This window comes from Burkholderia sp. JPY481, assembly GCF_038900515.1.
GTDB classification, from domain to species: Bacteria; Pseudomonadota; Gammaproteobacteria; order Burkholderiales; family Burkholderiaceae; genus Paraburkholderia; species Paraburkholderia youngii.
Window position 1 is genome coordinate 25,639 of the sequence record NZ_JAYMRT010000022.1, and the last position, 24,909, is coordinate 50,547.

The window sequence follows — 24,909 nt, forward strand, 5'->3', positions numbered from 1 at the left end:
TCCAGGACCTTATCGGCACGCGCTGACCGCCTCCGGCGAAGCGACGAAATGCCCCGGCGTCACGCCGACCGCGCGCCGGAAATGTCGGCCAAGGTGACTCTGATCGAAAAACCCGACCTCGGTCGCGACCTCACACGGCGGGACGCCGTCGCGCAATAGCCGCTTGGCGTGTTGGATCCGCACCAAACACACATAACGATGCGGCGAGATTCCCACTTCTTTGCGGAACAGCGTCGCAAAGCGCGACACACTCAAGCCCGCCGTCGCCGCGAGCGTCGCAAGACTGACGGGCTGCGCGAACGAGCTTTCGATAAAAGCCACGGCCCGCCTGATCGCACGCGACATCACCACGGTCGTGCCGCTGGCGGTGTAGTCGAAGATTCCAGTCATGTCGTATCCCCTCGGGCCACAAAATCATGCGCGCCGCTTCGACGACACCGATTCGGCACGGCGGATGCCGTCATCGCGAAGCGCGAGTTGGCCATCAGACGCGCAGCGTGACGGACTGCGCGAGCCCACCAGCCGCAGTAGCGCCGTCCGGCGGTCCGTTCTGGTACTGCTGCAGTTCCGCTTCGCTGCGATGGCACAGCACCTGCGCGCCGCTCTCGAGCGTGCGCGCGGCCGGCGGCGTGCGGTTGCAGACCCCATCGATGCGCATCGGACAACGTGCGAGAAACGTGCATAGCTGCGGCTCATTGGCCGGCTCGCCGATCGGCGGCAGCGTCTGATGACAGCGCTCGCCCGCTTCTTCGAGCCAGCCGGCGCGAAGTTCCGGCGCGGACGACACCAGCAGATGCGAATACGGGTGGTACGGCGGCGCCGACAACGCGTCGCGGTTACCCGCCTCGACGCGGTGCCCTGCGTACAGCACGACGATGTCGTCGCTGATCGCGCGCACCTTGGCGATGTCGTGCGTGATGAACAGATACGACACGCCGAGCTTTTTCTGCAGATCGCGCAGCAGTTCGAGAATGGCTGCGCCGACCACCGTATCGAGCGCGGAGGTGACTTCGTCGCAAAGGATCAGCTTGGGTTCGGCGGCCAGCGCCCGCGCGAGATTCACGCGCTGTTTTTGCCCGCCCGACAACTCCCCGGTGCGACGTTGCGCCAGTTCGGCTGGCAGGCGCACCAGGCCAAGCAGTTCGGCGACGCGGCGCCGCGCGGCCTCGCCCTTCATACCGTGATAGAACTTCAACGGGCGCGCCAGCGTGCGCTCGACGGTATGGGTCGGGTTGAGCGCCGTGTCGGCGTTCTGGAACACGATCTGGATACAGCGAAACTGTTCGCGGCTGCGACGGTTCAGGTTGGCGGCAAGCGGCTCACCATCGAGCAGCAGCTTGCCGCGCGCCATCGGCACCAGCCCCGCGATCACCTTCGCGAGCGTGGTCTTGCCCGAACCCGACTCGCCGATCACGCCCACCGTCTGGCCACGGCCGATTGCGAGGTCGACGTCGCGCAGAATGACCTTGTGCGGCCAGCCGTGCGCGTCGGTGCCGCCGTAGCCGGCCGTCAGCCCGCGCAGTTCGAGCAGCGGCGCCGCGTTGCGTTGCGACGCGTCCAGCGCGGCCGCGGTCGATGCAGCGGGAGCGACTGGCGTCACCGCGGCTATCAGGCTCTGCGTATAAGGATGGGCCGGCGCATGCAGAATCTGCTCGGTGCGGCCCGTTTCGCGAATCTCACCGTTACTGAGCACCACGATCCGATCGGCCATCTGCGCGACCACCGCCAGATCGTGCGACACATAGACGGCGGTCATTCCGCATTGCCGGATCACGCCGCGAAACGCTTGCAGCACGTCGATCTGCGTCGTGACGTCGAGCGCCGTGGTCGGCTCGTCGAGGATCACGAGGGCGGGGTCGGTGATCAGCGCCATCGCCGCCATCAGCCGCTGCAACTGGCCGCCCGACACCTGGTGCGGGTAACGCTGGCCGATCTTCTGCGGGTCCGGCAGCGCGAGCGCGCGGAACAGTTCGACCGCTTTTGCCTGCGCGGCGCGCTTGCTGAGCGTGCCGTGAATCAGCGCGCTTTCGATCACCTGGTCCATGATCGAGCGCGCCGGGTTGAACGCGGCCGCCGCGCTTTGCGCGATATAGGCAACCTTGCGGCCACGCAATCCCTCGAGCTGTTTCGGCGACAGTCCGAGCACGTCAGTGTCGTCGACCCGGATCGACCCGCCCGCGATGCGGCAGCCGCTGCGAGCATGGCCCATCAGCGACAGCGCGATCGTGGTCTTGCCCGAACCCGATTCGCCGATCAAGGCGAGCACCTCGCCGCGCGCAATCTCGAAGTCGATGTCGTGCACGATCGTGGTATCAGGCTCGCCGGGGCGGCTTCCCACCACGCGCAGGCCCCGCACTTCGACCAGATTGGACGAAGGTAACGACGCGGTCTGCGAGGCGGCCGTAAAGTCCGCGTGAGCACGTCTGAACAGGTGTCCCTTCATCAATGGCCTCCATCGGCATCGGGCATGTTCTTGCGGCGCCCACGATGCGGCAGTCCGTCGATCAGCAGGTTCACGCCGACCGTCAGCACCGCGATTGCGATCGCGGGCAGGATCACCACGGGCACGCCTTCACCGAGACCGGCGATGTTCTCGCGCACCAGCGAACCGAGATCGGCATACGGCGGCTGCACGCCCAGGCCGAGAAAGCTCAGGCTGCTCAGCAGCAGCACGACGAACGTGAAACGCAGCCCGGTGTCGGCGAGCATCGGGTGGATCATGTTCGGCAGCATCTCGAAGCACGCGATGTAAAGCGCGCTTTCTCCGCGCGCCCGGGCGACCTGCACATATTCGAGCGTGCCGATATTGACCGCGAGCGAGCGGGCGATCCGGTACGAGCCCGGCATGTAGCTGATGGCCGCTGTCGCGATCAGCAACGGCAGCGACGAGCCGAACGCGGCGACGATCATCAGCGCGAACATCTTCGACGGAATCGAGGTGACCGCATCGAGCAGCCGGCTCATGGTTTCGTCGATATGGCGGCCGGCGACGGCCGCGAGCAAGCCCAGCATCGTCCCGGTGAGCGCCGCGAGCAGCGCCGCGGCGAGCGCCAGCACGACCGTCAGCCGCATGCCGTAGATGATGCGGGTCAGCATGTCGCGGCCCAGGTAGTCGGAGCCGAGCGGCAGCTTCGCGCTGAAGCCAGCGAAGACGTCGGGCGTGACGATCGCGCCCACCGCGTGCGGCGCGATCCACGGCGCGAACGCCGCGACGAACAGCGCGCAACTCACCATCGCGAGACCGATCCAGCCGCCGGTCGACAGATTCATGCGCTGAGCGACGCTGCGACGGCGCACCGGCCGCGGCGCCGGAGCGCCGCCGCCACGCCATGACCGTGGTGGCTCCGCGCCCTGCGGCAGCATGCTGCTGCGCTGCACCGGCTCGAGCGCGCCGAGTGGGTGAGACGAATCGGAAGAAGGTCGAAGAGTCGTCATGTCCGCAGCCTCGGGTTCGAGATGATGGCGCACAGGTCGGCTAGCAGCACGAGCATCAGATAGCCGAGGCAGAACAGCAGCGTGCAGGCCTGCACGAGCGGGAAGTCGCGGTTGCTCACCGCGTCGACCATCAGGCTCGCGAGGCCCGGATAGTTGAAGATGGTCTCGACGACGATCACTCCGCCCAGCAGATAAGACAGGCTCAGCGCGATCGCGTTGGCAATCGGGCCGATCGCATTCGGCAGTGCGTGGCGCAGTACCACGCGCGCGGGGCTCGCGCCCTTCAGCATCGCCATTTCCACATACGACGAACTGAGCTGCTCGATCACCGCGGCGCGGGTCATGCGGGCCATCTGCGCAATCACGACTGCGCAGAGGGTTACGACCGGCATTGCATACGCGCGCAGAAAGTCGTGCAGGCTCTCGATGTCGCCGCTGTACGACAGCGCGGACAGCCAGTGCAGCTTGACGGCCAGCACCAGCACCGCGAGCGTCGCGATCAGGAACTCGGGCGTGGCGACCAGCGACAGCGTACCAAGGCTCACGATGCGGTCGATCAGCGAGTCGCGCTTGACCGCCGCCAGGATGCCCGCCGACACCGCGATCGGCACCGACACCGCGGTGGTGATCGCCGCGAGGGTCAGCGACTTCGGCAAGCGCCCTTCGATCAGCTCGGAGACCGGCAGATTATTCGATAGCGACACGCCGAAGTTCGCGTGCAGCAGACCGACGAGCCAATGGAAGTACCGCAGGTAAGCCGGCTGGTCGAGACCGAACTGCTGGCGCAGTGCCGCGACCGTTTCGGCCGTTGCCGACTGGCCGAGTGCGGCCTGCGCGGCATCGCCGGGCAACAGATTGGTGATCACGAAGATGATGATGGAGACGATCACCAGCGTCAGCGCAGTGACCGCAATGCGCCGGCCGATCAACTGGGCGATATTCCCGTTCATAGGCATGAGCTCCTCGGTTGAGGCTTTGGGGCACGCGCCGTGCGTCGCCCGGCGCGTGCGCGCGCTTCAACGTGTTACGCGTTCCACCATACGTACTCGGCGAAGTTGAAGCCCATCATCGCGCCGGTAGGTATGGGTTGAAGCCCTTCCAGGCGCTTGTCGTTCGCATCGAGCAGGCTCAGGAAGGTCGGAATGCCGATGCCGCCCTGCTCCGCTACCAGCACCTGCATGTCGCCGTACATCTGCTTGCGCTTCGCATCGTCGGTTTCCGAGCGCGCGGCGACCAGCAGCTGGTCGAACTTCGGGTTGTTCCAGCCCGACTCGTTCCACGGCGCGTCCGACTTGAAGAACTGCGTGAACAGCACGTCGGCGCTCGAGCGGGGATTGACGCTGCCGAACCCGAGCGGATGCTTCATCCAGTGGTTCGACCAGTAACCGTCGGCCGGCACGCGGTTGATGTTCAGGTTCACGCCGATCTTCGCGGCGGACTGCTGCAGCAGCACGCCCATTTCGATCGAGCCGTTCGCGTCGGTCGTCGCATAGATCGGCGGCAACGCCGTCCCGATCGCTCCGGCTTTCTGGAAGTAGAACTTCGCCTTGTCCGGATCGTGCGGCCGCTGCGGCAGCGACGCATTGAAGTAACGGTGGCTGGGTGGAATCGGCTGATCGTTGCCGACCACCGCATAGCCGCGGAACACCGCCGTGCGGACCTGGTCACGATCGAACAGATACTTCATGCCCTGCACGAAATCGGGGTTGCCGGTCAGCGGATTGTCGCGTCGCATGATCAGATCGGTATAGAGACCCGACTTGGTCTCGCGCACCTCATAGCCCGGCGTCGCGGCAATGCGCTGCGTCGAGCGCGGATCGACCGCGTTGATCAGGTGGACATCGCCGGACAGCAGCGCATTGATGCGCGCCGCGTCGTCGCCGATACCGATCAGCTCGATCTGGTCGAGGTAGGGGCCGCCGCCCGTCTTCCAGAAGTTGTCATTGCGCACGCCGACTGTCGAGACGCCGGGCTTGAACGTCTTCACCTTGTACGGGCCGGTACCGACGGCCGTCGTGAACTCCGTCGTGCCGTCCTTGATGATCACGAATTGCGGCGTGGCGAGAATCACCGGCAAGTCCGCGTTGGGCGACGCGAGCGTGAGTGTGACTTCGTTGGGGCCGGTCTGCTTCGCTTCCACGAACTGATCGGCCAGCGTCTTCACCTTCGAAGCAGTCGCCGGATTCTTATGACGCATCAGCGAGTAGACGACATCGGCGGGCGCAAGCGGCTTGCCATCGTGGAAGGTCGCGCTCTTGCGCAGCTTGATCACCCACACCTTCGCATCGCTCGTGTCCACCGCTTCGGCGAGATTCATCCGCGGCGTCAGCGAACTGTCGAGTTGCGTCAGGCCGCTGTAAAACATGAAGAAGCGGATGTAGTCAGCACCTGCCGATCCCTTGGCCGGGTCGAGCGTATCCGCGGTCGACGATGAGTCGTAGGCGACCCGGATCTTGCCGCCTTTCTTCGGCGCGGCTGCCGCAAGCGCCGGGCGAGCGCCCGCCAGCAAGCCTCCCGCGCCGGTGGCGAGCAAGCCGCCGGCAGCCAGCAAACGCATCATGTCGCGGCGGCTGAAACCGCCCGTTTTGATTTCGTCGTCGTACATGCGAACTGCTCCTCACTGGTGATTGAACGCGGGATATCCAGCATTGGTGTTCGACGGCGCTCCGCGTGCTGGTCGCGGCGCGGCGGCACTGCATGAATCGATTTAAGCACTGCAAAAAATGGCGTTGATCGCGTATCGCTGGATTCGACCATTCGAAAACATGGTTTTGCGTGGTCCAAACAGCATGATTTGCCGCCCCTGGCATTGACCCTGACGCGCGAGCCCGGCGCCGTGTGCGATCTTCGAAGCGAGGCGTCGGTGCATGCACATCATCGTAGCGGCGAGCGCACCGCGGATTGCACCGACAAAATTGGCCGTTTCAGCACGCCGCACGCAATCTGCACGACCGAACCACACATTTCGCGTGGCATGCCCGGCACGGGCGCAGCGGCGCCTCGCCGGGCGCGGCACGCACGACGATGAGAAGTTCGTACTAGTCAACGCGCGAGCAACGTGCAACAGTCGCGGCACGGCCGACAAATCACGGAGCACCCCGTGCCCGATTCAACCACGCACGCACTTGTCACCTACCGACGCCTGACCGCCAACGACCTGCCCGCCGCACAACGCCTGTCCGCCGCGATCGGCTGGCCGCATCGCCGTGAAGACTGGGGATTCTCCGCGCACACGGGAATCGGTTTCGTCGCCGAGACGGCAGGCGCATTGGTCGGCACCGTCGTGTGCTGGAAGTTCGGCGCGGATCAGGCGACGCTCGGGATGCTGATCGTCGCGCCGGAGCACCGCGGCCTGGGTATCGGCCGCACGCTGCTCGCTTACGCACTCGACGAGATCGGCAAGCGCGACATCACGCTCTATGCGACCGACGCTGCCCGGCCGATGTGCGACGCGCTCGGCTTCGAGGCCTGCGGCGCACTCGACCAGATGCAGGGCGCGGCGTTCCGTCCGCCGCTCGTCGCGCTGGCCGCCAACGAGCGGCTGCGCCCGCTCGGCGCGAGCGACGCCGTGCAACTCGTCGAGCTGGCATCGCGCGCGAGCGGTCTCGACCGCAGCCACGTGCTGCCGCCACTGCTCGACCTCGCCGACGGTATCGCGCTTGATCGGGACGGCGAACTACTCGGCTTCTCGATGTTCCGTCGCTTCGGGCGCGGTTTCCTGATCGGCCCCGTGGTCGCCGGCGCGAGCCCGGGCGCCGTGCACGCCAAAGCGCTGATCCGTCATTGGCTCGCGCTGAACGAAGGCGCGCTGGTCCGCATCGACGTGCCGCACGGGCAAGGCCTGCGAACGTGGCTAACCGGCCTCGGCCTCGCACCCACGGAGACGGTCGTCAGGATGCGGCGGATCGCATCCGCGCAACCCCGTTCCGAGCCCAGCCGCGGCGACGGCCCGCTACGTCAGTATGCGGTGATCACGCAGTCGCTGACCTGACGCGGCCACGAACGCTCGGCTGAACTCGCGTTTGCGTCGCTATTAAGCACGCGCGGCAGAAAATGCCGTCTGTGGGGTAGAAAACGCTGCGCTTGCGCTCTTTGCGCATTTTTTTGGCGGAACGGCTCGCATGCGGCTCTCGCTACTATCAAGGGGTGACGCTCACCTGATCGCAACCTGCGGGGAAATACCACCATGTCAAGAACATCGCTCATCGACGCCGACCGCAAGCATCTGATTCACCCGGTCATCAACTACCGCGCGCACGAAGCGCGGGGCACCACCGTACTCGAATCCGGACACGGCGCTTATCTGCGCGACATCGACGGCAACGAACTGCTCGACGCGTTTGCGGGCCTGTGGTGCGTGAACGTGGGTTACGGCCAGCAGAGCATCGTCGAGGCGGCGACGCGGCAGATGACGAAGCTGCCCTACGCGACCACCTACTTCCACTTCTCGTCGGAACCCGCCATCGAACTGGCCGAAAAGCTGGTTGCGCTCTCCCCCGCTTCGCTGCACCACGTCTACTTCACGCTCGGCGGCTCCGATGCGATCGACTCGGCTGTCCGCTTCATCACGCATTACTTCAACGCGACGGGGCGTCCGGCGAAAAAGCAGATGATCGCGCTCGAGCGCGGTTATCACGGATCGTCGAGCGTCGGCGCGGGGCTCACCGCGCTGCCCGCGTTTCACCGCAACTTCGATCTGCCGCTGCCGCACCAGCACCACCTGCCGTCGCCCTATGCATACCGTCAGCCGCAAGGCGACAACGCGCAGGCACTGATCGCCGCGTCGGTCGCCGCGCTCGAAGCGAAGGTGGCCTCACTCGGCGCGGAGAACGTCGCCGCGTTCTTCTGCGAGCCGATCCAGGGGTCGGGCGGCGTGATCGTGCCGCCGGTCGGCTGGCTTAAGGCGATGCGCGACGCGTGCCGCCGTCTCGACATTCTGTTCGTCGCCGACGAAGTCATCACGGGCTTCGGTCGTACCGGCCCATTGTTCGCATGCGAGGCGGAACAGGTCGAGCCGGATCTGATGACGGTGGCGAAGGGGCTGACCTCGGGCTATGCGCCGATGGGCGCGGTGCTGATGTCCGACGAAATCTACCAGGGCATCGCGGGCGATGCGCGCGATACCGCAGTGGTCGGTCACGGCCAGACCTACTCCGCGCATCCGGTCAGCGCCGCGATCGGCCTCGAAGTGCTGCGTCTCTATCAGGAGGGTGGTCTGCTCGCTAACGGTATTGCGCAGGCGCCGCGTTTTGCCGCCGGACTCGACGCGCTGCTCGATCATCCGTTGGTCGGCGACTCGCGTCATCGGGGCCTGCTCGGCGCGCTCGAACTCGTCGCCGACAAGGGTTCGCGCGCACGCTTCGATGCGTCGCTGAAGCTGCCGGACCGGATCGCCGAAGCGGCCTACCGCAACCGGCTCGTGTTCCGCGCGTTCGGCGACAGCATCCTCGGTTTCGCGCCCGCGCTTTGCTTCGGCGAGGCGGAATTCGACCAGCTGTTCGGCCGTTTGCGGCGCACGCTCGACGAAGTGCTCGACCATGCGGAGGTGCGTGCCGCGTTGCGCGGCGCGAGCCGCGCAGCCGCCTGAGCGCGTGATAACATCGGCCTGCGCGTCGCTTGACTCACGCGAAGCGCGATGCAGCGAAAAGCAGAACCTTCGACGGGCAGACCGATACATGACGACAAGCGGCGACACGAAGCTGGACCGGATCGACCTGCGTATTCTTTCGCAACTGCAGAAAAAAGGCCGCATCACGAACGTCGAGCTTGCTGACGCCGTGGGGCTCTCGCCGAGCCCCTGTCTGATTCGCGTGAAAAGGCTTGAAAAGGCCGGCTATATCGTCGGCTACGGCGCACACATCCAGCTGCAGAAACTCGGCGACGTGCAGATCGTGTTCACCGAGGTCACACTTGCCGACCATCGCCGCGAAGACTTCGCCAAGTTCGAGGCGGCGATCCGTCCCGTGGAGGAGATCATCGAATGCCATCTGGCGAGCGGCGGATACGATTATTTGCTGAAGTTCGTCACGCGCAGCGTCAACCACTATCAGAGTGTGATCGAAGGACTGTTGGAGCGCGACATTGGCATCGAGAAGTATTTCAGCTACGTGATCATCAAGACGCCGTTCGTGAAATCCGAATACCCGCTGGAAACACTGTTCTCGCAACGGCATCAATGAAGCGGTCGCGGGCCCGGTGAGCTTTCAGCTTGCAATCAGCCGTTGGTGCTCAGCCACTCACCCGGCGTTCTGCCCAGCACGCGCTTGAAATGCCGGCATAGATGGCTTTGATCGAAGAAGCCCACCTCGGCCGCGACGATCGACGGCGGCATGCCTCGCCGCAGCAGGCGTTGCGCATGCCGTACCCGCACCAGCCTCACGTATTGCTGCGGCGACACGCCAATCTCCGCGCTGAAGCGCACCGCAAACCTCGAAATGCTCAGCTCCGCGACGGCGGCCATTTCGGCCAGGCTGATCGGCTCGGCGAAACATGCATCGATGAAGTTGACCGCGCGTTCGACGGCGCCGCTCACTCGATCCGGCACACGTCGCGCATGGCGGTTCGCGCCCGCGAGATCGGGCGCCGATGATGACGACGAGGTTCGGCTCGGGCTCAGCATCGACGCTCCGCTCACGCAACGCGCGACGCGGCAGGAGCCGCCGGCGAAGCGCCCCGGCCGGCCGCGAAGCGGCGGATGTCGAACGGCTCGAGCGGCGTGCTGGTCGCGCCCGTGTCGATCAGTTCAGCCATCGTGTCGCCGACGCCCGGCCCGAGCTGGAACCCCGCGCCGCAAAAACCGAACGCATAGAACAGGCCGCTCGTCGTACCGCTCGCGCCCATGATCGGCAGGTCGTCGGGCATATAGCCTTCGACGCCGCTCCATACCCGGATGATGTTCAGCCTGCGCAGCATCGGCGCGACGCGCTGCAACTGCCTGAACTGCAGCAACGTGCTTTGCGGCAGGACTTTCGCGCGGCGTTCGTCGAGATACGCCGGCGCACGCGCGCAGCCGCCGATCACGATATTGCCGCGCGCGACCTGGCGGAAGTACACGACCTCCTCGATTTGCGGCGACGACACGCTGACCACCGGCTGGATCGCATACGGCACAGGTTCGGTCACAGCCATTTGCGGGCCGTTGACGGCGATCGGCACCGCTTCGCCAAACTGCTCCGAGAGCAGATTGCCCCACGCGCCCGCTGTGATCAGCAGCACCGGGGCATGGAAGGTACGGCCCTCTGCGCTCGTCGCGCGAAACTCGGCGCCCTCTTTTTCGACGGTCACGACATCGCAGTTTTCGACGATCTGCGCGCCGAGCCGCGCCGCCGCGCGAGCAAACGCGGGCGCCGCGAGCCGCGGATTCGCGTGCCCGTCCATTTGCGAGTACGAGCCCGCCAGCACCTCGGCACCGAGAAACGGAAACCGTGCGCGCAGCGCGTCGCCGCGCAGCAGATCGAGCTTGAGACCGTAGTGCGCGGCCTCCTTCGCATACGTTTCGAACTGATCGGCCTGCTCTTCGCGATAACAGACGCGCACATGGCCGGACATCAGAAACTCGGCGTCGTGCTGGATCAGTTCGGGCAGACGCCCCCAGATTTCGCGCGAACGGTTCGCAAGCGGCAGTTGCGGCAGAAAGCGCCCTTGCCGGCGCACGTTGCCGAAGTTGGTACCGCTCGCCTGCTGACCAACGAGCTGGCGCTCGAGCAGGATCACCGAGCGGCCCCGTTGCCTCAGAAAAAATGCGGCGGAGGCACCCATGAACCCGCCGCCCACGATCAGCACATCGGCTTGTGCGCGGTTCATTCGGTATCCTCCACGGTTGCGATGGCCAGCGGCTTCACGGGTGCCTGCCCGCGAAGCCTGCCAACCTGCTCGAGCGGCACGTGCGCGGCCGCCGCGATCACCTCGGCGCCCGCATGGCCGCAGTAACGTCCCTGGCAGCGTCCCATGCCGACGCGGCTGAACGCTTTGGCGCGGTTCGCTTCCTGCGCGCCTTCGTCGCGCACCACGCGGCGCAGTTCGCCGGCGGTGATGCCTTCGCACCGGCAAACGATCGTATCGTCGGACAGACGGGCCGCCTGCCCGCCAGGCCACGCAAACGCTTCAGCGAGACCGCGCCGGAAGCGCTCCATTTTGCGCTGTTCGCGCGTCAACGTGGCGAGCGTCGCGGCCGGCACCGCACGCCCGAGATCGCTCAGTGCAGCGTAGGCTGCGAGCCGTCCGGCGATCTCCGCGCCATCCGCGCCGAGCACGCGCGCACCATCACCGGCGATGTAGACGCCCTTTTCGGTAGCACGTCCGAGTTCATCGATTTGCGGCACCCATTGCCGCGTCGGCGCATCGAAACGGAACGCGCAGCGCGCAAGGTCGGCCAACTGGGTTTCCGGACGCAGGTGATAGCCGAGCCCCACCGCGTCGCAATCGATCTGCGCGACGTTGCCGCGCGCATCGCGAAAGCGTACGCCAAGCACGCCGTCGTCCGGCGTGCCGACAATTTCGAGCGGCTCGATGCCGTTTTCGACCCGCACGCCCGAGCGCTTCAACGCCGCCACGAGCGCGCGGCCCTTGCGCAACACGTCGACGCGCGCCAGCAATTTGGGCAGCGCACGCAGCCGCGCACCGGTCGTCGACGTGTCGAGTACCGCTGCTACCTTGGCGCCCGCCTGCACATACTGGTTCGCAACCAGATACAGCAGTGGGCCGGTCCCGATGAATACGACCTGGCGGCCAATCGCGCAGGCCTGCGACTTCAGTGCGATCTGGGCGGCACCGAGGCTGTAGGTCCCGGCGAACTGCCAGCCTTTGACCGGCATGAGCCGGTCCGTCGCGCCGGGGCACAGGATCAGCGCGTCGTAGCCCAACGAACTCGCGTGTCCTTCGTGCACGATATGCAGCTTGCCTTGCGCAACGTTCCACGCGAGCGTCTGAGGACGGTAATCGATCTGCGCGCGCAGTCGCTCGAAGCTGCGATGCAGGTCCTCCGCGCGCGCGGCTTCAGTGCCGTACAGCTTCGCGTACGGCCGCCTGAAGCCGTCGGGCTGGCGCCGGTAGATCTGCCCGCCATCGCGCCGACCTTCATCGACGACGATCGGGCGGATGCCGGCCGCCAGCAATGTCTCCGCGCAGCGCACCCCTGCGGGTCCTGCGCCGACGATTACGATGCGAGGTTCGCCCATGGGCCCTCCGGTTGCGTCGTGACGACGCGCATGCCTGCTTCGACCACGGTGGTGCAGGCGCGCAGCCGCTCGCCGTCCGCGGTCCATACCCAGCAATCCTGGCACGCGCCCATCAGGCAAAAGCCGGCGCGCTTTTCAGCACCGAATTCGGACCGCCGCACATGCCGCACCGAGCACAGCATCGCGGTGAGCAACGTGTCGCCGGCCAGCGCTTCGACGGTCTCACCGTCGATCGTCAGCTCGACTTTGGCGCGAGCCGTCTCGCCCAAGCGTACGAATCTGCCGTTCATGCCGCGGCTCCCGCCATGCCGTCCGGTGACACGTGAGCGTCGCTGCGATTGCTCAGCACGTGGCGCAGGAATTCGCGGGTACGCGCCTCGCGCGGCGAACCCAGCACCTGCTGCGCGGTGCCCTCCTCGATGATGAGTCCCGCGTGCAGAAAGCACACGCGGTCTGCCACTTCACGCGCAAAGCCCATTTCATGCGTGACGACCAGCATCGTCATGCCTTCGCGCGCAAGGGTGCGCATCACGCCGAGCACTTCGCCGACCAGTTCCGGATCGAGCGCCGAGGTCGGCTCGTCGAACAGGATCGCCTTGGGCTTCATCGCGAGCGAGCGGGCAATCGCCACCCGTTGCTGCTGCCCTCCCGAAAGCTGATGAGGATAGGCGTGCAGCTTGTGGCCGAGCCCGACTTTGTCGAGCAGTTCGGACGCTTCGCGTTGCGCTTGCGCACGCGCAAGGCGTTTGACGTGCACGGGCCCTTCCATCACGTTCTCGAGCGCGGTGCGGTGCGGAAACAGATTGAAGCGCTGAAACACCATGCCGACCTGGGTGCGCAACTGGTTGATGTTGCGCGCGCGCTGCTCGACGCGCTCGCCGAGCAGGCGTATCTCGCCTTCGTCGTAGGACTCCAGCGCGTTAATGCATCGCAGCAGGGTTGATTTTCCCGAGCCCGACGCACCGATCAGGCAGACCACTTCGCCCTGGTTCACGTTGAGCGAAATGCCCTTGAGAACAGGTACGGAGCCAAAACTCTTGTGCACATTCGTGATTTCGATCATCGCATCCTCGCTTCGCACTTACCTGGCCCTGTGCCGACCGAATCGTCGTTCCAGATTGCGGGTCATGCTCATCAGCGGCAGGCTCATCGCCAGGTAGCCGAGCGCGACGAGTGTGTACACCGTCAGATTCTGAAACGTCGACGACGCGATCAGTTGGCCTTCGCGAGTCATTTCGGCGACCGTGATCGTCGATGCAAGCGACGAGTCCTTCAGCATCATCACGAGCGTGTTGCTGTACGGTGGCAGAGCCACCTTGATCGCCTGCGGCAGGATCACCCGTACCATCGTCTTCACGCGACCCATGCCGATCGACTGCGCGGCTTCGTACTGGCCCGGATCGACCGCCTCGATACCCGCGCGGAAGATTTCCGCGACGTAGGTCGAGTAACCGAAACCCAGCCCGATGATGCTTGCCTGCAACGCCGATACCTGGATGTGGATATCCGGCAGCACGAAGTAGATGTAAAACAGCAGCACGATCATCGGCAGACCGCGCACGACGTTGATCATCGCGCTCACACCGCGTACCACGTGCGGATAGCGCGACATCTTCAACAGCGCCCAGGCCAGGCCGAGCACGGTGCTCAACAGCAGACAACCCAGCGTGATGATGATGCTCATCATCGCGCCTTGCAGCAGAATCGGTACAAAGTCGGCTATATCTTGCCAGCGCATGTCGTGCCTTCCCTTGCTGTTTGCATTCGTTCAGTCCGCCGCGCCGCTGGGCGGCGAACATCGCGGGGCGGGTCCCGTGTCGTGGCGGGCCCGCCTCCTGTCACGAGAAGCGAATCAGCTCGTGAGGTGCCACTTCTTCAGGATCGTGTCGAGCGTGCCGTCGGCCTTCATCTTCGTCAGTGCGTCGTTGATCTTCGCCATCAGCGCACTGTTGCCCTTCTTCACCGCTATCGCGATGTCGAACTTTTCCATCGGCACATAGGCATCTTCGACCCGCGTTCCCGCCATCGCGCCCGCCGCCTCCTGGGCCTTCAGGATCGGATAGTCGTTGAAGCCTGCGACGATGCGGCCAAGCGCGACGTCACGCGTCATGTCGGCCGGGCTGTCGTACATCTTCACTTCGGTGAAGATCCCGAGCTTCTTCAACTGATCGCCATAGTCGGTGCCGGTCGGCGCACCGACCGTCATGCCCTTCATGTCCTGCACCGAGTGATAGACGGCCTTGTTGCTCTCCTTCACGATGATGCCTTCGCCGAACGCCGTAACCGGCTGCGAGAAATCGACCACTTCGGCGCGCTTCGGCGTCGGCGTCATGCCGGCCACGATGATGTCGATCTTGCCCGATACCACCGACTGGATCAGCGCCGAGAACGGCACCGCGTCGTACGACACATTGAAGCCCTCGCGCTTGCCGATCTCCTTCACGACGTCCGGCATCAGACCTTCGATCTTCTGGGTCTTCACGTTCATGAACGTGGTCGGTGCGCTCGACGGCGGCGAGCCTGCAGTCAGCGTCGCCCCTTCGGCCGCGTGGGCGGCGTGGGCGGCGCCGAACATCATCGTCATCGCGAGGCCCGCGCCCGCGGCAAAGCGCTGCACGGTGTTGAAACGGACGGCGGAAGCAGGCTGGAACATGAAACGCAACATGGGGATTTCCTTTGGGAATAGTGTTTTTCAATCTGCGCTGCCCTGCCATCTGACAGTCGCGATCAGTCGATCCGTTCAATGCAGTACATCCTGCAACCTGTAATACGCGCCGACCAGCGGCAGAAACCACGCGCGTCCGAAGTGTCCTGGAATCGCGGGCCATTCGAGCGTTCGCCACGGATTGCGCGCGGCGGCGCCGAACATCACGTCGGCCATCAGTCGACCCATGTGCACGGACATCTGCACACCGTGACCGCTGTAGCCCATTGAATAAAACAGTCCTTCATGCTGTCCCGCGCGCGGCAGGCGGTCGGCCGTCATGTCGACGAGGCCGCCCCAGCAGTAATCGATGCGCACATCGGCCAGTTGCGGGAAATATCGGGCGAGCCCGTCACGCAGAATCCGCCCGCTCTTTTCGTCCGAACGCGGGTTCGACATCGCAAAGCGCGCGCGGCCGCCGAACAGCAAACGCTCGTCAGGCGTGGCCCGAAAATAGTTGCCGATGTTCAGCGTCGTCACATACGAGCGACGCGTCGGCAACAACGCATCGAGGCGGTCCTTGCCGAGCGGCTCGGTCGCGACGATGAAGCTGCCGACCGGTGCGATGCGGCGCCGGAACCATTGCAGCGGACCGACCTGCGACGCGCCCGTGGCGATCAGCACGCGTTCGGCGCGGACCGTGCCGAGCGGACACTGCACGTCGAACGCGCTGCCGCCGAGTGGTTCCAGGTTCGTCACCGGCGCGTTCTCGTAGATCTGCGCGCCGCGGCGTGCCGCCGCCGCGCCGAGACCCACGCCGAATTTGCCCATGTGCATCTGCATGCCGTTGCGCTGCACGAGACCGCCGAAAAAGCTGTCAGACGCGATCTCCTTGCGGATCTGCTCGGGCGGCACCAGTTCGACATCAGGATCGACCTCGCGCCGCAACACCTCGTACGACTTCGCAAGCGACGCGAAATGCTGTGGCTTCGCCGCGAGCTTGATCTTCCCGGAGTGGCGCAAATCGCAGTCGATCCGCTCTTCCGCGATGATCGATTTCACCGTCTCGACGGCGCCCGCATACGCGCGATAGAACTCCGCCGCGCGCTCGCTGCCGATGCGCGCGGACAACGCGGCGTAGTCCTGCGCGACGCCCGTATTGCAATGGCCGCCGTTACGGCCCGATGCCTGCGCCGCGAGCCTGCCCGCCTCGAACACGATCACCGACTTGCCGCGTTTGGCGAGTTCCAACGCCGCCGACAGTCCGGTGAAGCCGCCGCCGACCACGGCCACGTCCACCCGCTGCGGCAGTGGACTCTGGGTGCCTCCGGTAAACCGTGGCGCGGTGTCGAGCCAGTAGGAGTCGAGCTTCATCGTGATGCATTCCTGTCGGTTGGGTGCGCCGCTCACTTGCGCACGGGAAGCGATGTCGCCATAGGGCCGAAGCTATCGATCAGAGACCGAGCAGCGACGCCAGTTGCGGAATGCCCGACACTTCGTTGACGCCGTAGTACGGGTTCAGCGGCTCGTGGCTACGGTTGACGAACGCCTTGTGCTTGATGCCCATGTCGTACGCGGTCATCAGGTCATAGCGGAAGCTCGACGACACGTGCAGCACGTCTTCGGGATTGCAGTCCAGTTGCGAGAACATGTACTCGAAGGCTTTCTGCAGCGGCTTGTACGCCTGCGCCTGCTGCGCGGTGTAGACCTTGTGGAACGGCGCACCGAGCTTGTCGACGTTGCTGTGGATCTGGTCGTTCGACGCGTTCGAAAGGATCACCAGCTTGTACTTCTTGGCCAGTCGCGACAGCCCTTCGGGCACGTCCGCGTGCGGGCCCCAGGTCGGCACGGCTTCGTAGATTTTCTGCGCGGTCGCTTCGTCGAACGGCACGCCGGTGCGTTCGCAGGTGCGGCGCACCGAGTTCACGACCACGTCGCGGTAGGGTTTCCATGCGCCCAATACTTCGTCGAGGCGGTAGCCACGGAAGAATTCGACGAACTCGTCCATCTTCGCCTTGTCCAGCTTGTCGCCGTAAAGCTGCCGCGCGGTCTGGCCCATCTGGAAGTTGGTCAGCGTGCCATAGCAGTCGAAAGTGATGTACTTCGGTTCGAAATCGATCATGGTCAACATCCTGTCGTCGTGGCGAACCTGTTCGCAGGCTCGGGGTTCAGTTTCGGTTGAATCGATGCGGTTGCTGCTTGCGTGAAGCCGGTGTAACGCGATTGTTCACAACGTTTCGAAATCGATCAGCACACTCTTGTGCCGCATGCAGGCCACCATTGCCTCGCGGCCGAGATCCTTGCCGATACCGGATTGGCCGAAGCCGCCCGTCGGAATGATCATGTCGCCGCTGCGGCCGTAGCGGTTGATCCAGATCGTGCCCGCCGCGATGCGGCGCATCGCCCGCAGCGCCTGGCCGATGTCGCTGCTATGGACACCCGCCGCGAGACCGTAGATCGGATGTGCGGCGAGCGCGATGCCCTCTTCCTCGTCTTTGAATGTCTGTACCGTCAACACCGGGCCGAACAGCTCCTCGCGCACGGCGGGTGTCTCCGCAGTCACATTGGCGATCAGTGTGGGGCGGTGGAAATAGCCTTCTGCGGTGCCTTCGTAAAAGCCGCCGCCGAAGATCACTTCAGCGCCGCCCTCGCGGCTCTGCTCGACCAGCGCTTCGATGCGCCGCGCCTGGGGCGCACTGATGATCGGCGAATAAGCAGTGCGGCTGTCCCACAGCGGACCTGGCTTGATCGGCCGCAGTTGCCGTTCAATCGCGGCGATCAGCGGCTCGGCGATGCGCTCGTGCACGATCAGCCGCGTACCGGCCACGCAGGCCTGCCCGCCGTTGGCGGTAAAGCCGCGGGCGACGCAGCGCGCCGTATGTTCGAGGTCCCGCACATGCTCGAACACCAGTTGCGGGCTCTTGCCGCCGAGTTCCAGCGTGACGGGCTTGGTGCCGTGCATCGCGGCGTCGCTCATGATCGCGGCGCCCGTGCGGGTCGAACCCGTGAAGCTCATCTTCGAGATGCCCGGGTGACGCGTCAGCGCCGCGCCCGCCGTCGCGCCACGGCCGTTCACCACGTTGAAGATGCCGGGCGGCACGCCGGCTTCGATCGCGAGTTCCGCAATTCGCAGGGTCGAATAAGGCGTCATTTCCGACGGTTTCATCACGACCGCGTTGCCCGCCGCGAGCGCGGGGCCGCACTTCCATGAACACATCGACAGCGGGAAATTCCATGGCGTGATCGCACCGATCACGCCGTACGGCTCCGATGCGATAAAGCCGAGACTGTCGCGACGCGTGGCCGCGATATCGCCACCGAGCTTGTCGGCCAGCTCCGCGAAAAAGCGGATCGCTTCGGCGGTGAACGGCACGTCGGACGCGTAGCTTTCCGCCACCGGGCGCGTCGAGCTGACCGTCTCGAGTTGGGCGAGGCTCACCGCATCCCGATCGATCAGTTCGGCCCAGCGGCTCAGCGCCTTCGCGCGTTCACGCGGAGAACGCGTGCCCCAGCCGCTCGTCTTCCATGCAGCAAGCGCATTGCTCACTGCGTAATCGACGGTCGCGTCCGACGCATCCGGCACATGGCCGAGCAGAGCGCCATCCGAGGGCCGTTGAACGGCGATCTGCGCCTCGCCCGCCGAATAGTACGCACCGCCAATGAAATGCCCCTGCGGCAACTGAACGGTTGAAGGATCGAAATCGAGTGACGGAATGGACATGCCTGGCCTGATCTGTAGGTTCAAGTTTGTGGGACCGCGTGCGTCAACGCACTGATGATTCCGGCACACCCGGCACTGCTGTTCGCCCTCGCGACCACCGAATGAACGAACATCGGACGAAGTTCATTTTAATGAACATCAAATGAAATACTAGTGGTCAAAAATAAACTTTATGAAAAGTTCGTTGTGCGCTGCGATAGGTTGCCTGCCGCGCAGAAGGCGCTGCGGCACCGGCGCACATAAGCGGCAGGCCCGTGCGAGCGCGGCGAGCGAGCAAGGCCATGCGACACGTCCCGCCGTTCGTGCAACGCAAAACCGAAAAGGGCAACAGGGAATGAAAGGCGTCGAGGTCAGCCGAGGTCCAGCTGAACCGGACGCAACGCATCGGAACGATCGGGGGAAAGAGAGGAAGGACAGAGTCGCGCGCCACACGGCACGCGGCTCGAACTACAGACGGATCAAAGATGAATCACGGGCGGCTGCGTATTCATGATCCATAGCAAACGCGCGGTCTTCTTGCTTTCGTTGTGCACACTGTGCGGCACCGTGCTCTTGAACTGGAAGCTGTCGCCCGCGCGCAGTTCGGAGCGCCGGTCGCCGACGTTCAGCACGACAGTGCCTTCCAGCACCAGCCCCGCCTTCTCGCCGATGCCGACCAGCACTTCCTCCGAACGGGAACCGGCCGGCAGCATGATGATCATCATCTGCAAATCGTGATCGCCGTGCGGCGACAACAATTCTTTCTGCATGCCGTTCGTGCCGACTTCGAACAGCGGCCGCTCGGCCGCCTTGCGCACGAAATCGCCGGTGACCGGGTCCGAGACCGCGTCGTCTTCTTCGAGCAGCGCGGTGAGCGGAACCTCCAACGCCTGGCGCAGGCGTTCGAGAATCCGCACCGACGGATTGGCCTTGTTGCGCTCGACCTGGCTGACCGTGCCTACCGATACGCCCGCGCGCATCGCCAGCTCGTTGATCGACAGCCCCTGCGCGACGCGCAGCGCGCGCAGACGAGTGCCGACGTCGCCGTGACCCGGGTCGGCCGCGCGTTTCCTGCTGATCTGTGTTCGCTGCATGGGTTTCCTGTCGATGACGTTGCGATTGTTGTGCCGGACACGCGCCGTGGCATGCGAAGAAGCTTTGGCTGCTTCACCACACCGAACGGTCGTGCAATTTCCATCATTATATTGAATATAGCACCATCGGAGTGAACGACAAAATACCTGCGCGGTTGCGCTGCGCGTGACTGGCCGACGCGGATCGAGCCCGACCACGCGCGCGCTCGAATAACAAAAAGATCGTCCTATGAAGCGAGCGCTGGGAATGCGAAAGTCTAGGCTGACCACGCCGCCAGCAGGAGTTTGCAGTGTCCAAAATAGTGAAGAAATCACCACACTACCGCCGTTTCACGTCCGATGACATCGCGGCCGCGCATGGCCTCTCCGTTGCGGTGCGTTGGCCGCACCGCGCCGAGGACTGGCGCTTCATGTACGACGCCGGATGCGGCTTCGTCGCCGAAGACAACGGCACCGTGATCGGCACCGCGCTGTGCTGGAAATTCGGCGCCGACCGGGGCACGCTGGGCCTCGTGATCGTGTCGCCGGACGAACAGGGACGCGGCATCGGCCGCAAGCTGATGGAACTGGTGCTCGAAGAACTCGGCAACCGTGTGACCTTCCTGCATGCAACGCTCGCCGGCAAGCCGCTTTACGAAAAGCTGGGCTTCGTCGCCTGCGGCGGACTCACCCAGTATCAGGGAACGCCTGGCAGCGTGGCCGCCGTCGCGCCGCCGCCCGGCGAGCATCTGCGCGCGGCGACGCCTGCGGACACGCCCCGCCTGATCGAAATCGCGTCGCGGGCGAGCGGCCTCGAGCGCAGCGCGACGATTCCGTCGCTGCTCGAATTCTCGCAAGCCGTGGTGCTCGAACGCGACGGCGAAGTACTCGGCTTCTCGCTGTTCCGCCCGTTCGGACGCGGCTACTCGATCGGGCCGGTCGTCGCGCAACGCTCCGCCGACGATCAGCGCGCCCACGCGCTGATCTCGTACTGGCTCGCGCAGCATGCCGGCGATTTCGTGCGGATCGACGTGCCGGGTGACGCCGGCATCAACGACTGGCTGACGAGCCTCGGCCTGACGCGCGTCGATTCGGTCGAAAAGATGGTGCGCAACGCTTCTGCCGACGCGCGCGAGGCGGCCCCCGACGCGACCTGGCGCGCGTACGGCATCATCAATCAGGCGATGGCATAAACGGCGATGACCGTCCTCTACAAAGCCGATCCGGTGCGTGGCGCGCTATGGGCCGAGCGCTTCGCGCAGCTCGCGCCCGAGATCCGCTTCCGCGTCTGGCCCGATCTCGGCGATCGCACGGCCGTGCGCTATCTGGTCGCGTGGCAGCCGGGCGACCTCGCGCTCACGCTGCCGAATCTCGAAGTCGTGTTCTCGGTCGGCGCGGGCGTCGACCAGCTGGATCTCTCGCAGATTCCAGCCCATCTGCCGGTGGTGCGCATGCTCGAACCGGGCATCGCCGAAGGCATGGTCGAGTATGTGACCGAGGCGGTGCTGGCGATTCACCGCGATCTGTTCGACTACGCGTCGCAACAGCAGGCGCGCGCCTGGCAGCCGTTGCCGCTGCGCGCCGCCGCGTCGCGCCGCATCGGTGTGCTCGGTCTGGGCATGCTCGGCACCGCGGTACTGCATCCTTTGCGGCTGTTCGGCTTTGCATGCGCGGGCTGGAGCCGCTCGCAGCACGACCTCGAAGGTGTCGCCTGCTACGCGGGCGAGGCGGGGCTCGATGCGATGCTGGCCCGCACCGACGTGCTGATCTGCCTGCTGCCGCTGACCGACGCGACGCGCGGGCTGCTGTGCCGCCGGGTATTCGACAGGCTGCCACGAGGCGCGTCGCTGGTGCACGTCGGGCGCGGAGCCCAACTCGTCAGCGGCGATCTGCTCGGCGCGCTGCAAAGCGGGCAGATTCATAGCGCGGTGCTCGACGTCACCGACCCCGAGCCGCTCCCCGCGGACCATCCGCTGTGGGCGCAAGCGCGCGTGCGCATCACGCCGCATATCGCGAGCGCGACGCGGCCCGAATCGGCTGTCGATGCGGTGCTGGAAAACCTGCGTCTGCATCGCGCCGGCGAGCGCATGAACGGCCTGATCGACCGGACCCGCGGCTACTGATACCGATGCACGGCCCGACACCAGAACGCCCCCCAATTGGCGATCCGCGCGGTGTCGGCAGACAGCGCGCGATCAACGCAAGGAGAGACACGTATGACCCGCAAATACCGCATTGCCGTCATTCCCGGCGACGGCATCGGCACCGAAGTGATGCCCGAAGGCCTGCGCGTGCTGGACGCCGCCTGCCAGCGCTTCGACATCGGCATCGACTACCGCCATATCGAATGGGCGTCGTGCGAGTACTACGCGCAACACGGCCAGATGATGCCCGACGACTGGAAGCAGCAGTTGCAGGACTGCGATGCGATTCTGTTCGGCGCGGTCGGCTGGCCCCACAAGGTGCCCGACCATATTTCGCTGTGGGGATCGCTGCTGAAGTTCCGCCGCGAATTCGACCAGTACGTGAACCTGCGCCCGGCGCGTCTGTTCGACGGCGTGCCGAGCCCGCTCGCCAACCGCAAGCCCGGCGACATCGACTTCATGATCGTGCGCGAGAACACCGAAGGCGAGTATTCGTCGGTGGGCGGCACGATGTTCGAGGGCACCGAGCGCGAAGTCGTGATGCAGCAGTCGATCTTCACGCGCCACGGCACCGAGCGCGTGATGAAGTTCGCGTTCGAGCTGGCGCAGCGCCGCGCGAAGAAGATCACGGTTGCGACGAAGAGCAACGGTATCGCGATCAGCATGCCGTGGTGGGATGCGCGCGCCGATGAAATGGCCGCGCGCTACCCCGACGTCAAAATGGACCGTCAGCACATCGACATTCTGTGCGCGCGTTTCGTGCTGAACCCCGACCGTTTCGACGTGGTGGTTGCGTCGAATTTGTTCGGCGACATCCTCTCCGACCTCGGTCCGGCGTGCACCGGAACGATCGGCATTGCGCCATCAGGCAACCTGAATCCTGACCGGCGCTTTCCGTCGCTGTTCGAGCCGGTCCACGGCTCGGCGCCCGACATCGCCGGCAAGGGCATCGCCAATCCGGTCGCGATGATCTGGTCGGCCGCGATGATGCTCGACTTTCTCGGCGACGGCGCGGGCGTCGAGCGCGATGCGCACGATTCGATCGTCGCCGCGATCACGCAGGTGCTGAAGGATGGCCCGCGCACGGGCGACCTGGGCGGCAGCGCATCGACCACGGAAGTCGGCGTGGCGATCGCGGCGCACGTCGCCAGCGCGAGCCGTCGATAGGCACCGATCACTGACAGCGCAGACCGCATGACTGCCCGGCGCGTGTCGGGCGCTCTGCCGTCGCACGCCAACCGCACTGGAGACCTCATATGAGCACGAATCTCGAACAACAGGCCCGCGCGCTGATCCGCACGGACAACTTCATCAACGGCGAGTGGGTCGCGGCCGCGAGCGGCCGCCGCTTCGCGGTCACCGATCCGGCAACCGGCAAGCTGATCGCCGAGGTGGCCGACAGCGGTCCCAGCGACGCGCGCGCCGCCACCGACGCCGCCGCCAAAGCGCTGCCCGCATGGCGTGCAAGGCTCGCGAGCGAACGCGCGGCCGTGCTGCACCGTTGGCACGCGCTGATCGTCGCGAATCGCGACGCGCTCGGCGCGCTGATTTCGCTCGAACAGGGCAAGCCGCTCGTCGAAGGGCGCGGCGAGGTCAGCTATGGCGCGTCGTACGTCGCGTGGTTCGCCGACGAAGCCACCCGCATCTACGGCGATCTGATTCCACAGCAGCAGCGTGGCAAACGCATGAGTGCGATCAAGGAACCGATCGGCATCGTCGCCGCGATCACGCCGTGGAATTTTCCGCTCGCGATGATCGCCCGCAAGATCGCGCCGGCGCTCGCGGCAGGCTGCACGGTCGTCGCGAAACCTGCTGAGGATACGCCGCTCACCGCCATCGCGCTGGTGATGCTGGCGCACGAGGCGGGCGTGCCAGCCGGCGTGCTCAACCTGATCTCGGCCTCGCGCGCCGGCGCGGCGGAGACGGTCGGCGAATGGCTCGCCGACAGCCGCGTGCGCAAGATCACGTTCACCGGATCGACGCCCGTCGGCAAGCACCTCGCGCGTGAATCGGCTGGCACGCTGAAGAAGCTTTCTCTGGAACTCGGCGGCAATGCGCCCTTCATCGTATTCGACGACGCCGACCTCGATGCCGCGGCCAATGGCCTGCTCGCCGCGAAGTTTCGCAATGGCGGGCAGACCTGCGTGTGCCCGAACCGCGTGTACGTGCAGCGCGGTGTCTACGAGCACTTCTCCGCGCTGCTGTGCGCGAAGGTGGCCGAGCTGCGGGTCGGCCCCGCGAGCGATCCCGCTTCGCAGATCGGGCCGATGATCAACGAACGGGCGGTGGACAAGATCGCGCGTCATGTCGACGACGCGCTCGCGAATGGTGCGCTCGTGCTGACTGGCGGACGGCGGCTCACCGAGTTGGGACCGCACTACTACGCGCCCACGGTGCTGGGCAACGCCACGGCGTCGATGGCGTTGTGCGGCGAGGAAACCTTCGGCCCGGTCGTGCCGCTGTTCCCGTTCGACAGCGAGCAGGAGGCGGTGCAGGCCGCGAACGACACGCCGTTCGGGCTCGCGTCGTATTTCTATAGCGAGAACATGCGCCGGATCGAGCGCGTATCGCGCGCGCTCGAAGCGGGCCTCGTCGGGATCAACGAAGGCACGCTCGCTTCTGAGGCGGCGCCGTTCGGCGGCGTGAAGGAATCCGGCTATGGTCGCGAAGGATCGAAGTACGGACTGGATGACTATCTGTCGATCAAGTATCTGTGTCAGGGAGGACTGGAGTAAAT

General features: G+C 65.4%; 23 protein-coding genes. 7 read left to right on the forward strand and 16 right to left on the reverse strand.

Translation table 11 applies throughout. From position 1 onward, the window contains the following. Window positions 1-9: 9 nt before the first annotated feature. From VSR82_RS33275 to VSR82_RS33295, 5 genes are all read right to left on the reverse strand, one after another. Window positions 10-390, reverse strand: a complete 381-nt coding sequence (locus VSR82_RS33275) for a helix-turn-helix domain-containing protein (RefSeq protein ID WP_368624218.1) — start codon at window positions 388-390, stop codon at window positions 10-12. A gap of 94 nt (window positions 391-484) precedes the next feature. Continuing rightward, window positions 485-2,443: an ABC transporter ATP-binding protein gene (locus tag VSR82_RS33280; RefSeq protein ID WP_429455885.1), complete on the reverse strand. Its 1,959-nt coding sequence runs from the start codon at window positions 2,441-2,443 to the stop codon at window positions 485-487. Further along, complete coding sequence (locus VSR82_RS33285; RefSeq protein WP_429455886.1) at window positions 2,443-3,435, reverse strand: ABC transporter permease; 993 nt, start codon at window positions 3,433-3,435, stop codon at window positions 2,443-2,445. Before VSR82_RS33285 ends, VSR82_RS33280 begins: the two co-directional genes overlap by 1 nt. Further along, window positions 3,432-4,385: an ABC transporter permease gene (locus VSR82_RS33290; protein ID WP_176110762.1), complete on the reverse strand. Its 954-nt coding sequence runs from the start codon at window positions 4,383-4,385 to the stop codon at window positions 3,432-3,434. Before VSR82_RS33290 ends, VSR82_RS33285 begins: the two co-directional genes overlap by 4 nt. A gap of 74 nt (window positions 4,386-4,459) precedes the next feature. Continuing rightward, complete coding sequence (locus tag VSR82_RS33295) at window positions 4,460-6,040, reverse strand: ABC transporter substrate-binding protein (protein ID WP_429455887.1); 1,581 nt, start codon at window positions 6,038-6,040, stop codon at window positions 4,460-4,462. 495 nt (window positions 6,041-6,535) lie between these two features. Here VSR82_RS33295 and VSR82_RS33300 point away from each other — a divergent pair, with 495 nt between their 5' ends. The 3 genes from VSR82_RS33300 to VSR82_RS33310 all read left to right on the forward strand — a co-directional run bounded on the left by VSR82_RS33300 (window position 6,536) and on the right by VSR82_RS33310 (window position 9,614). Next, entirely contained in the window at window positions 6,536-7,426 is an 891-nt protein-coding gene (locus VSR82_RS33300; protein ID WP_429455888.1) for a GNAT family N-acetyltransferase, read from the forward strand. 195 nt (window positions 7,427-7,621) lie between these two features. Further along, window positions 7,622-9,022 (forward strand): aspartate aminotransferase family protein, encoded by a 1,401-nt coding sequence (locus VSR82_RS33305; protein ID WP_429455889.1) that lies wholly within the window; start codon window positions 7,622-7,624, stop codon window positions 9,020-9,022. 88 nt (window positions 9,023-9,110) lie between these two features. Further along, a complete protein-coding gene (locus VSR82_RS33310; RefSeq protein WP_176110758.1) occupies window positions 9,111-9,614 on the forward strand; it encodes an Lrp/AsnC family transcriptional regulator in 504 nt (167 codons plus the stop codon). A gap of 35 nt (window positions 9,615-9,649) precedes the next feature. Here VSR82_RS33310 and VSR82_RS33315 read toward each other — a convergent pair whose 3' ends face one another. From VSR82_RS33315 to VSR82_RS33365, 11 genes are all read right to left on the reverse strand, one after another. Next, entirely contained in the window at window positions 9,650-10,054 is a 405-nt protein-coding gene (locus tag VSR82_RS33315; protein WP_429455890.1) for a helix-turn-helix domain-containing protein, read from the reverse strand. A gap of 11 nt (window positions 10,055-10,065) precedes the next feature. Beyond that, on the reverse strand, window positions 10,066-11,238 hold the full coding sequence (locus tag VSR82_RS33320) for an NAD(P)/FAD-dependent oxidoreductase (RefSeq protein ID WP_498858443.1): 1,173 nt from the start codon (window positions 11,236-11,238) through the stop codon (window positions 10,066-10,068). Further along, window positions 11,235-12,611 carry an FAD/NAD(P)-dependent oxidoreductase gene (locus tag VSR82_RS33325; RefSeq protein WP_498858444.1) on the reverse strand — a complete coding sequence of 459 codons (1,377 nt, stop codon included), beginning with the start codon at window positions 12,609-12,611 and terminating at the stop codon, window positions 11,235-11,237. The genes VSR82_RS33320 and VSR82_RS33325 overlap by 4 nt, the downstream gene beginning before the upstream one ends. Beyond that, a complete protein-coding gene (locus VSR82_RS33330) occupies window positions 12,590-12,901 on the reverse strand; it encodes a (2Fe-2S)-binding protein (protein WP_368585188.1) in 312 nt (103 codons plus the stop codon). Before VSR82_RS33330 ends, VSR82_RS33325 begins: the two co-directional genes overlap by 22 nt. Beyond that, entirely contained in the window at window positions 12,898-13,674 is a 777-nt protein-coding gene (locus VSR82_RS33335; RefSeq protein WP_018435684.1) for an amino acid ABC transporter ATP-binding protein, read from the reverse strand. Before VSR82_RS33335 ends, VSR82_RS33330 begins: the two co-directional genes overlap by 4 nt. Before the next feature lie 18 nt (window positions 13,675-13,692). Beyond that, the gene (locus VSR82_RS33340; protein WP_368585186.1) at window positions 13,693-14,349 is read right to left on the reverse strand and encodes an amino acid ABC transporter permease; all 657 of its coding nucleotides are present in this window, start codon (window positions 14,347-14,349) and stop codon (window positions 13,693-13,695) included. 114 nt (window positions 14,350-14,463) lie between these two features. After that, complete coding sequence (locus tag VSR82_RS33345) at window positions 14,464-15,276, reverse strand: substrate-binding periplasmic protein (RefSeq protein WP_368585185.1); 813 nt, start codon at window positions 15,274-15,276, stop codon at window positions 14,464-14,466. Window positions 15,277-15,351: 75 nt separating this feature from the next. After that, the gene (locus tag VSR82_RS33350; RefSeq protein ID WP_368585184.1) at window positions 15,352-16,629 is read right to left on the reverse strand and encodes an NAD(P)/FAD-dependent oxidoreductase; all 1,278 of its coding nucleotides are present in this window, start codon (window positions 16,627-16,629) and stop codon (window positions 15,352-15,354) included. Between the two features lie 79 nt (window positions 16,630-16,708). Then, complete coding sequence (locus VSR82_RS33355) at window positions 16,709-17,377, reverse strand: haloacid dehalogenase type II (RefSeq protein ID WP_368585183.1); 669 nt, start codon at window positions 17,375-17,377, stop codon at window positions 16,709-16,711. Window positions 17,378-17,482: 105 nt separating this feature from the next. Further along, entirely contained in the window at window positions 17,483-18,976 is a 1,494-nt protein-coding gene (locus VSR82_RS33360; protein ID WP_429455894.1) for an aldehyde dehydrogenase family protein, read from the reverse strand. A 458-nt stretch (window positions 18,977-19,434) separates the two neighbouring features. Then, window positions 19,435-20,049 (reverse strand): cupin domain-containing protein, encoded by a 615-nt coding sequence (locus VSR82_RS33365; protein ID WP_368585181.1) that lies wholly within the window; start codon window positions 20,047-20,049, stop codon window positions 19,435-19,437. Between the two features lie 290 nt (window positions 20,050-20,339). Between VSR82_RS33365 and VSR82_RS33370 the strand changes: the two genes are divergently transcribed. The 4 genes from VSR82_RS33370 (at window position 20,340) to VSR82_RS33385 (ending at window position 24,907) form a co-directional block, all read left to right on the forward strand. Beyond that, the gene (locus tag VSR82_RS33370; RefSeq protein WP_429455895.1) at window positions 20,340-21,221 is read left to right on the forward strand and encodes a GNAT family N-acetyltransferase; all 882 of its coding nucleotides are present in this window, start codon (window positions 20,340-20,342) and stop codon (window positions 21,219-21,221) included. 6 nt (window positions 21,222-21,227) lie between these two features. Further along, window positions 21,228-22,151, forward strand: a complete 924-nt coding sequence (locus VSR82_RS33375; RefSeq protein ID WP_368585179.1) for a 2-hydroxyacid dehydrogenase — start codon at window positions 21,228-21,230, stop codon at window positions 22,149-22,151. Between the two features lie 93 nt (window positions 22,152-22,244). Continuing rightward, complete coding sequence (locus VSR82_RS33380) at window positions 22,245-23,339, forward strand: tartrate dehydrogenase (RefSeq protein WP_429455896.1); 1,095 nt, start codon at window positions 22,245-22,247, stop codon at window positions 23,337-23,339. 89 nt (window positions 23,340-23,428) lie between these two features. Next, complete coding sequence (locus VSR82_RS33385) at window positions 23,429-24,907, forward strand: NAD-dependent succinate-semialdehyde dehydrogenase (RefSeq protein WP_429455897.1); 1,479 nt, start codon at window positions 23,429-23,431, stop codon at window positions 24,905-24,907. The last annotated feature ends 2 nt before the right edge of the window (window positions 24,908-24,909 follow it).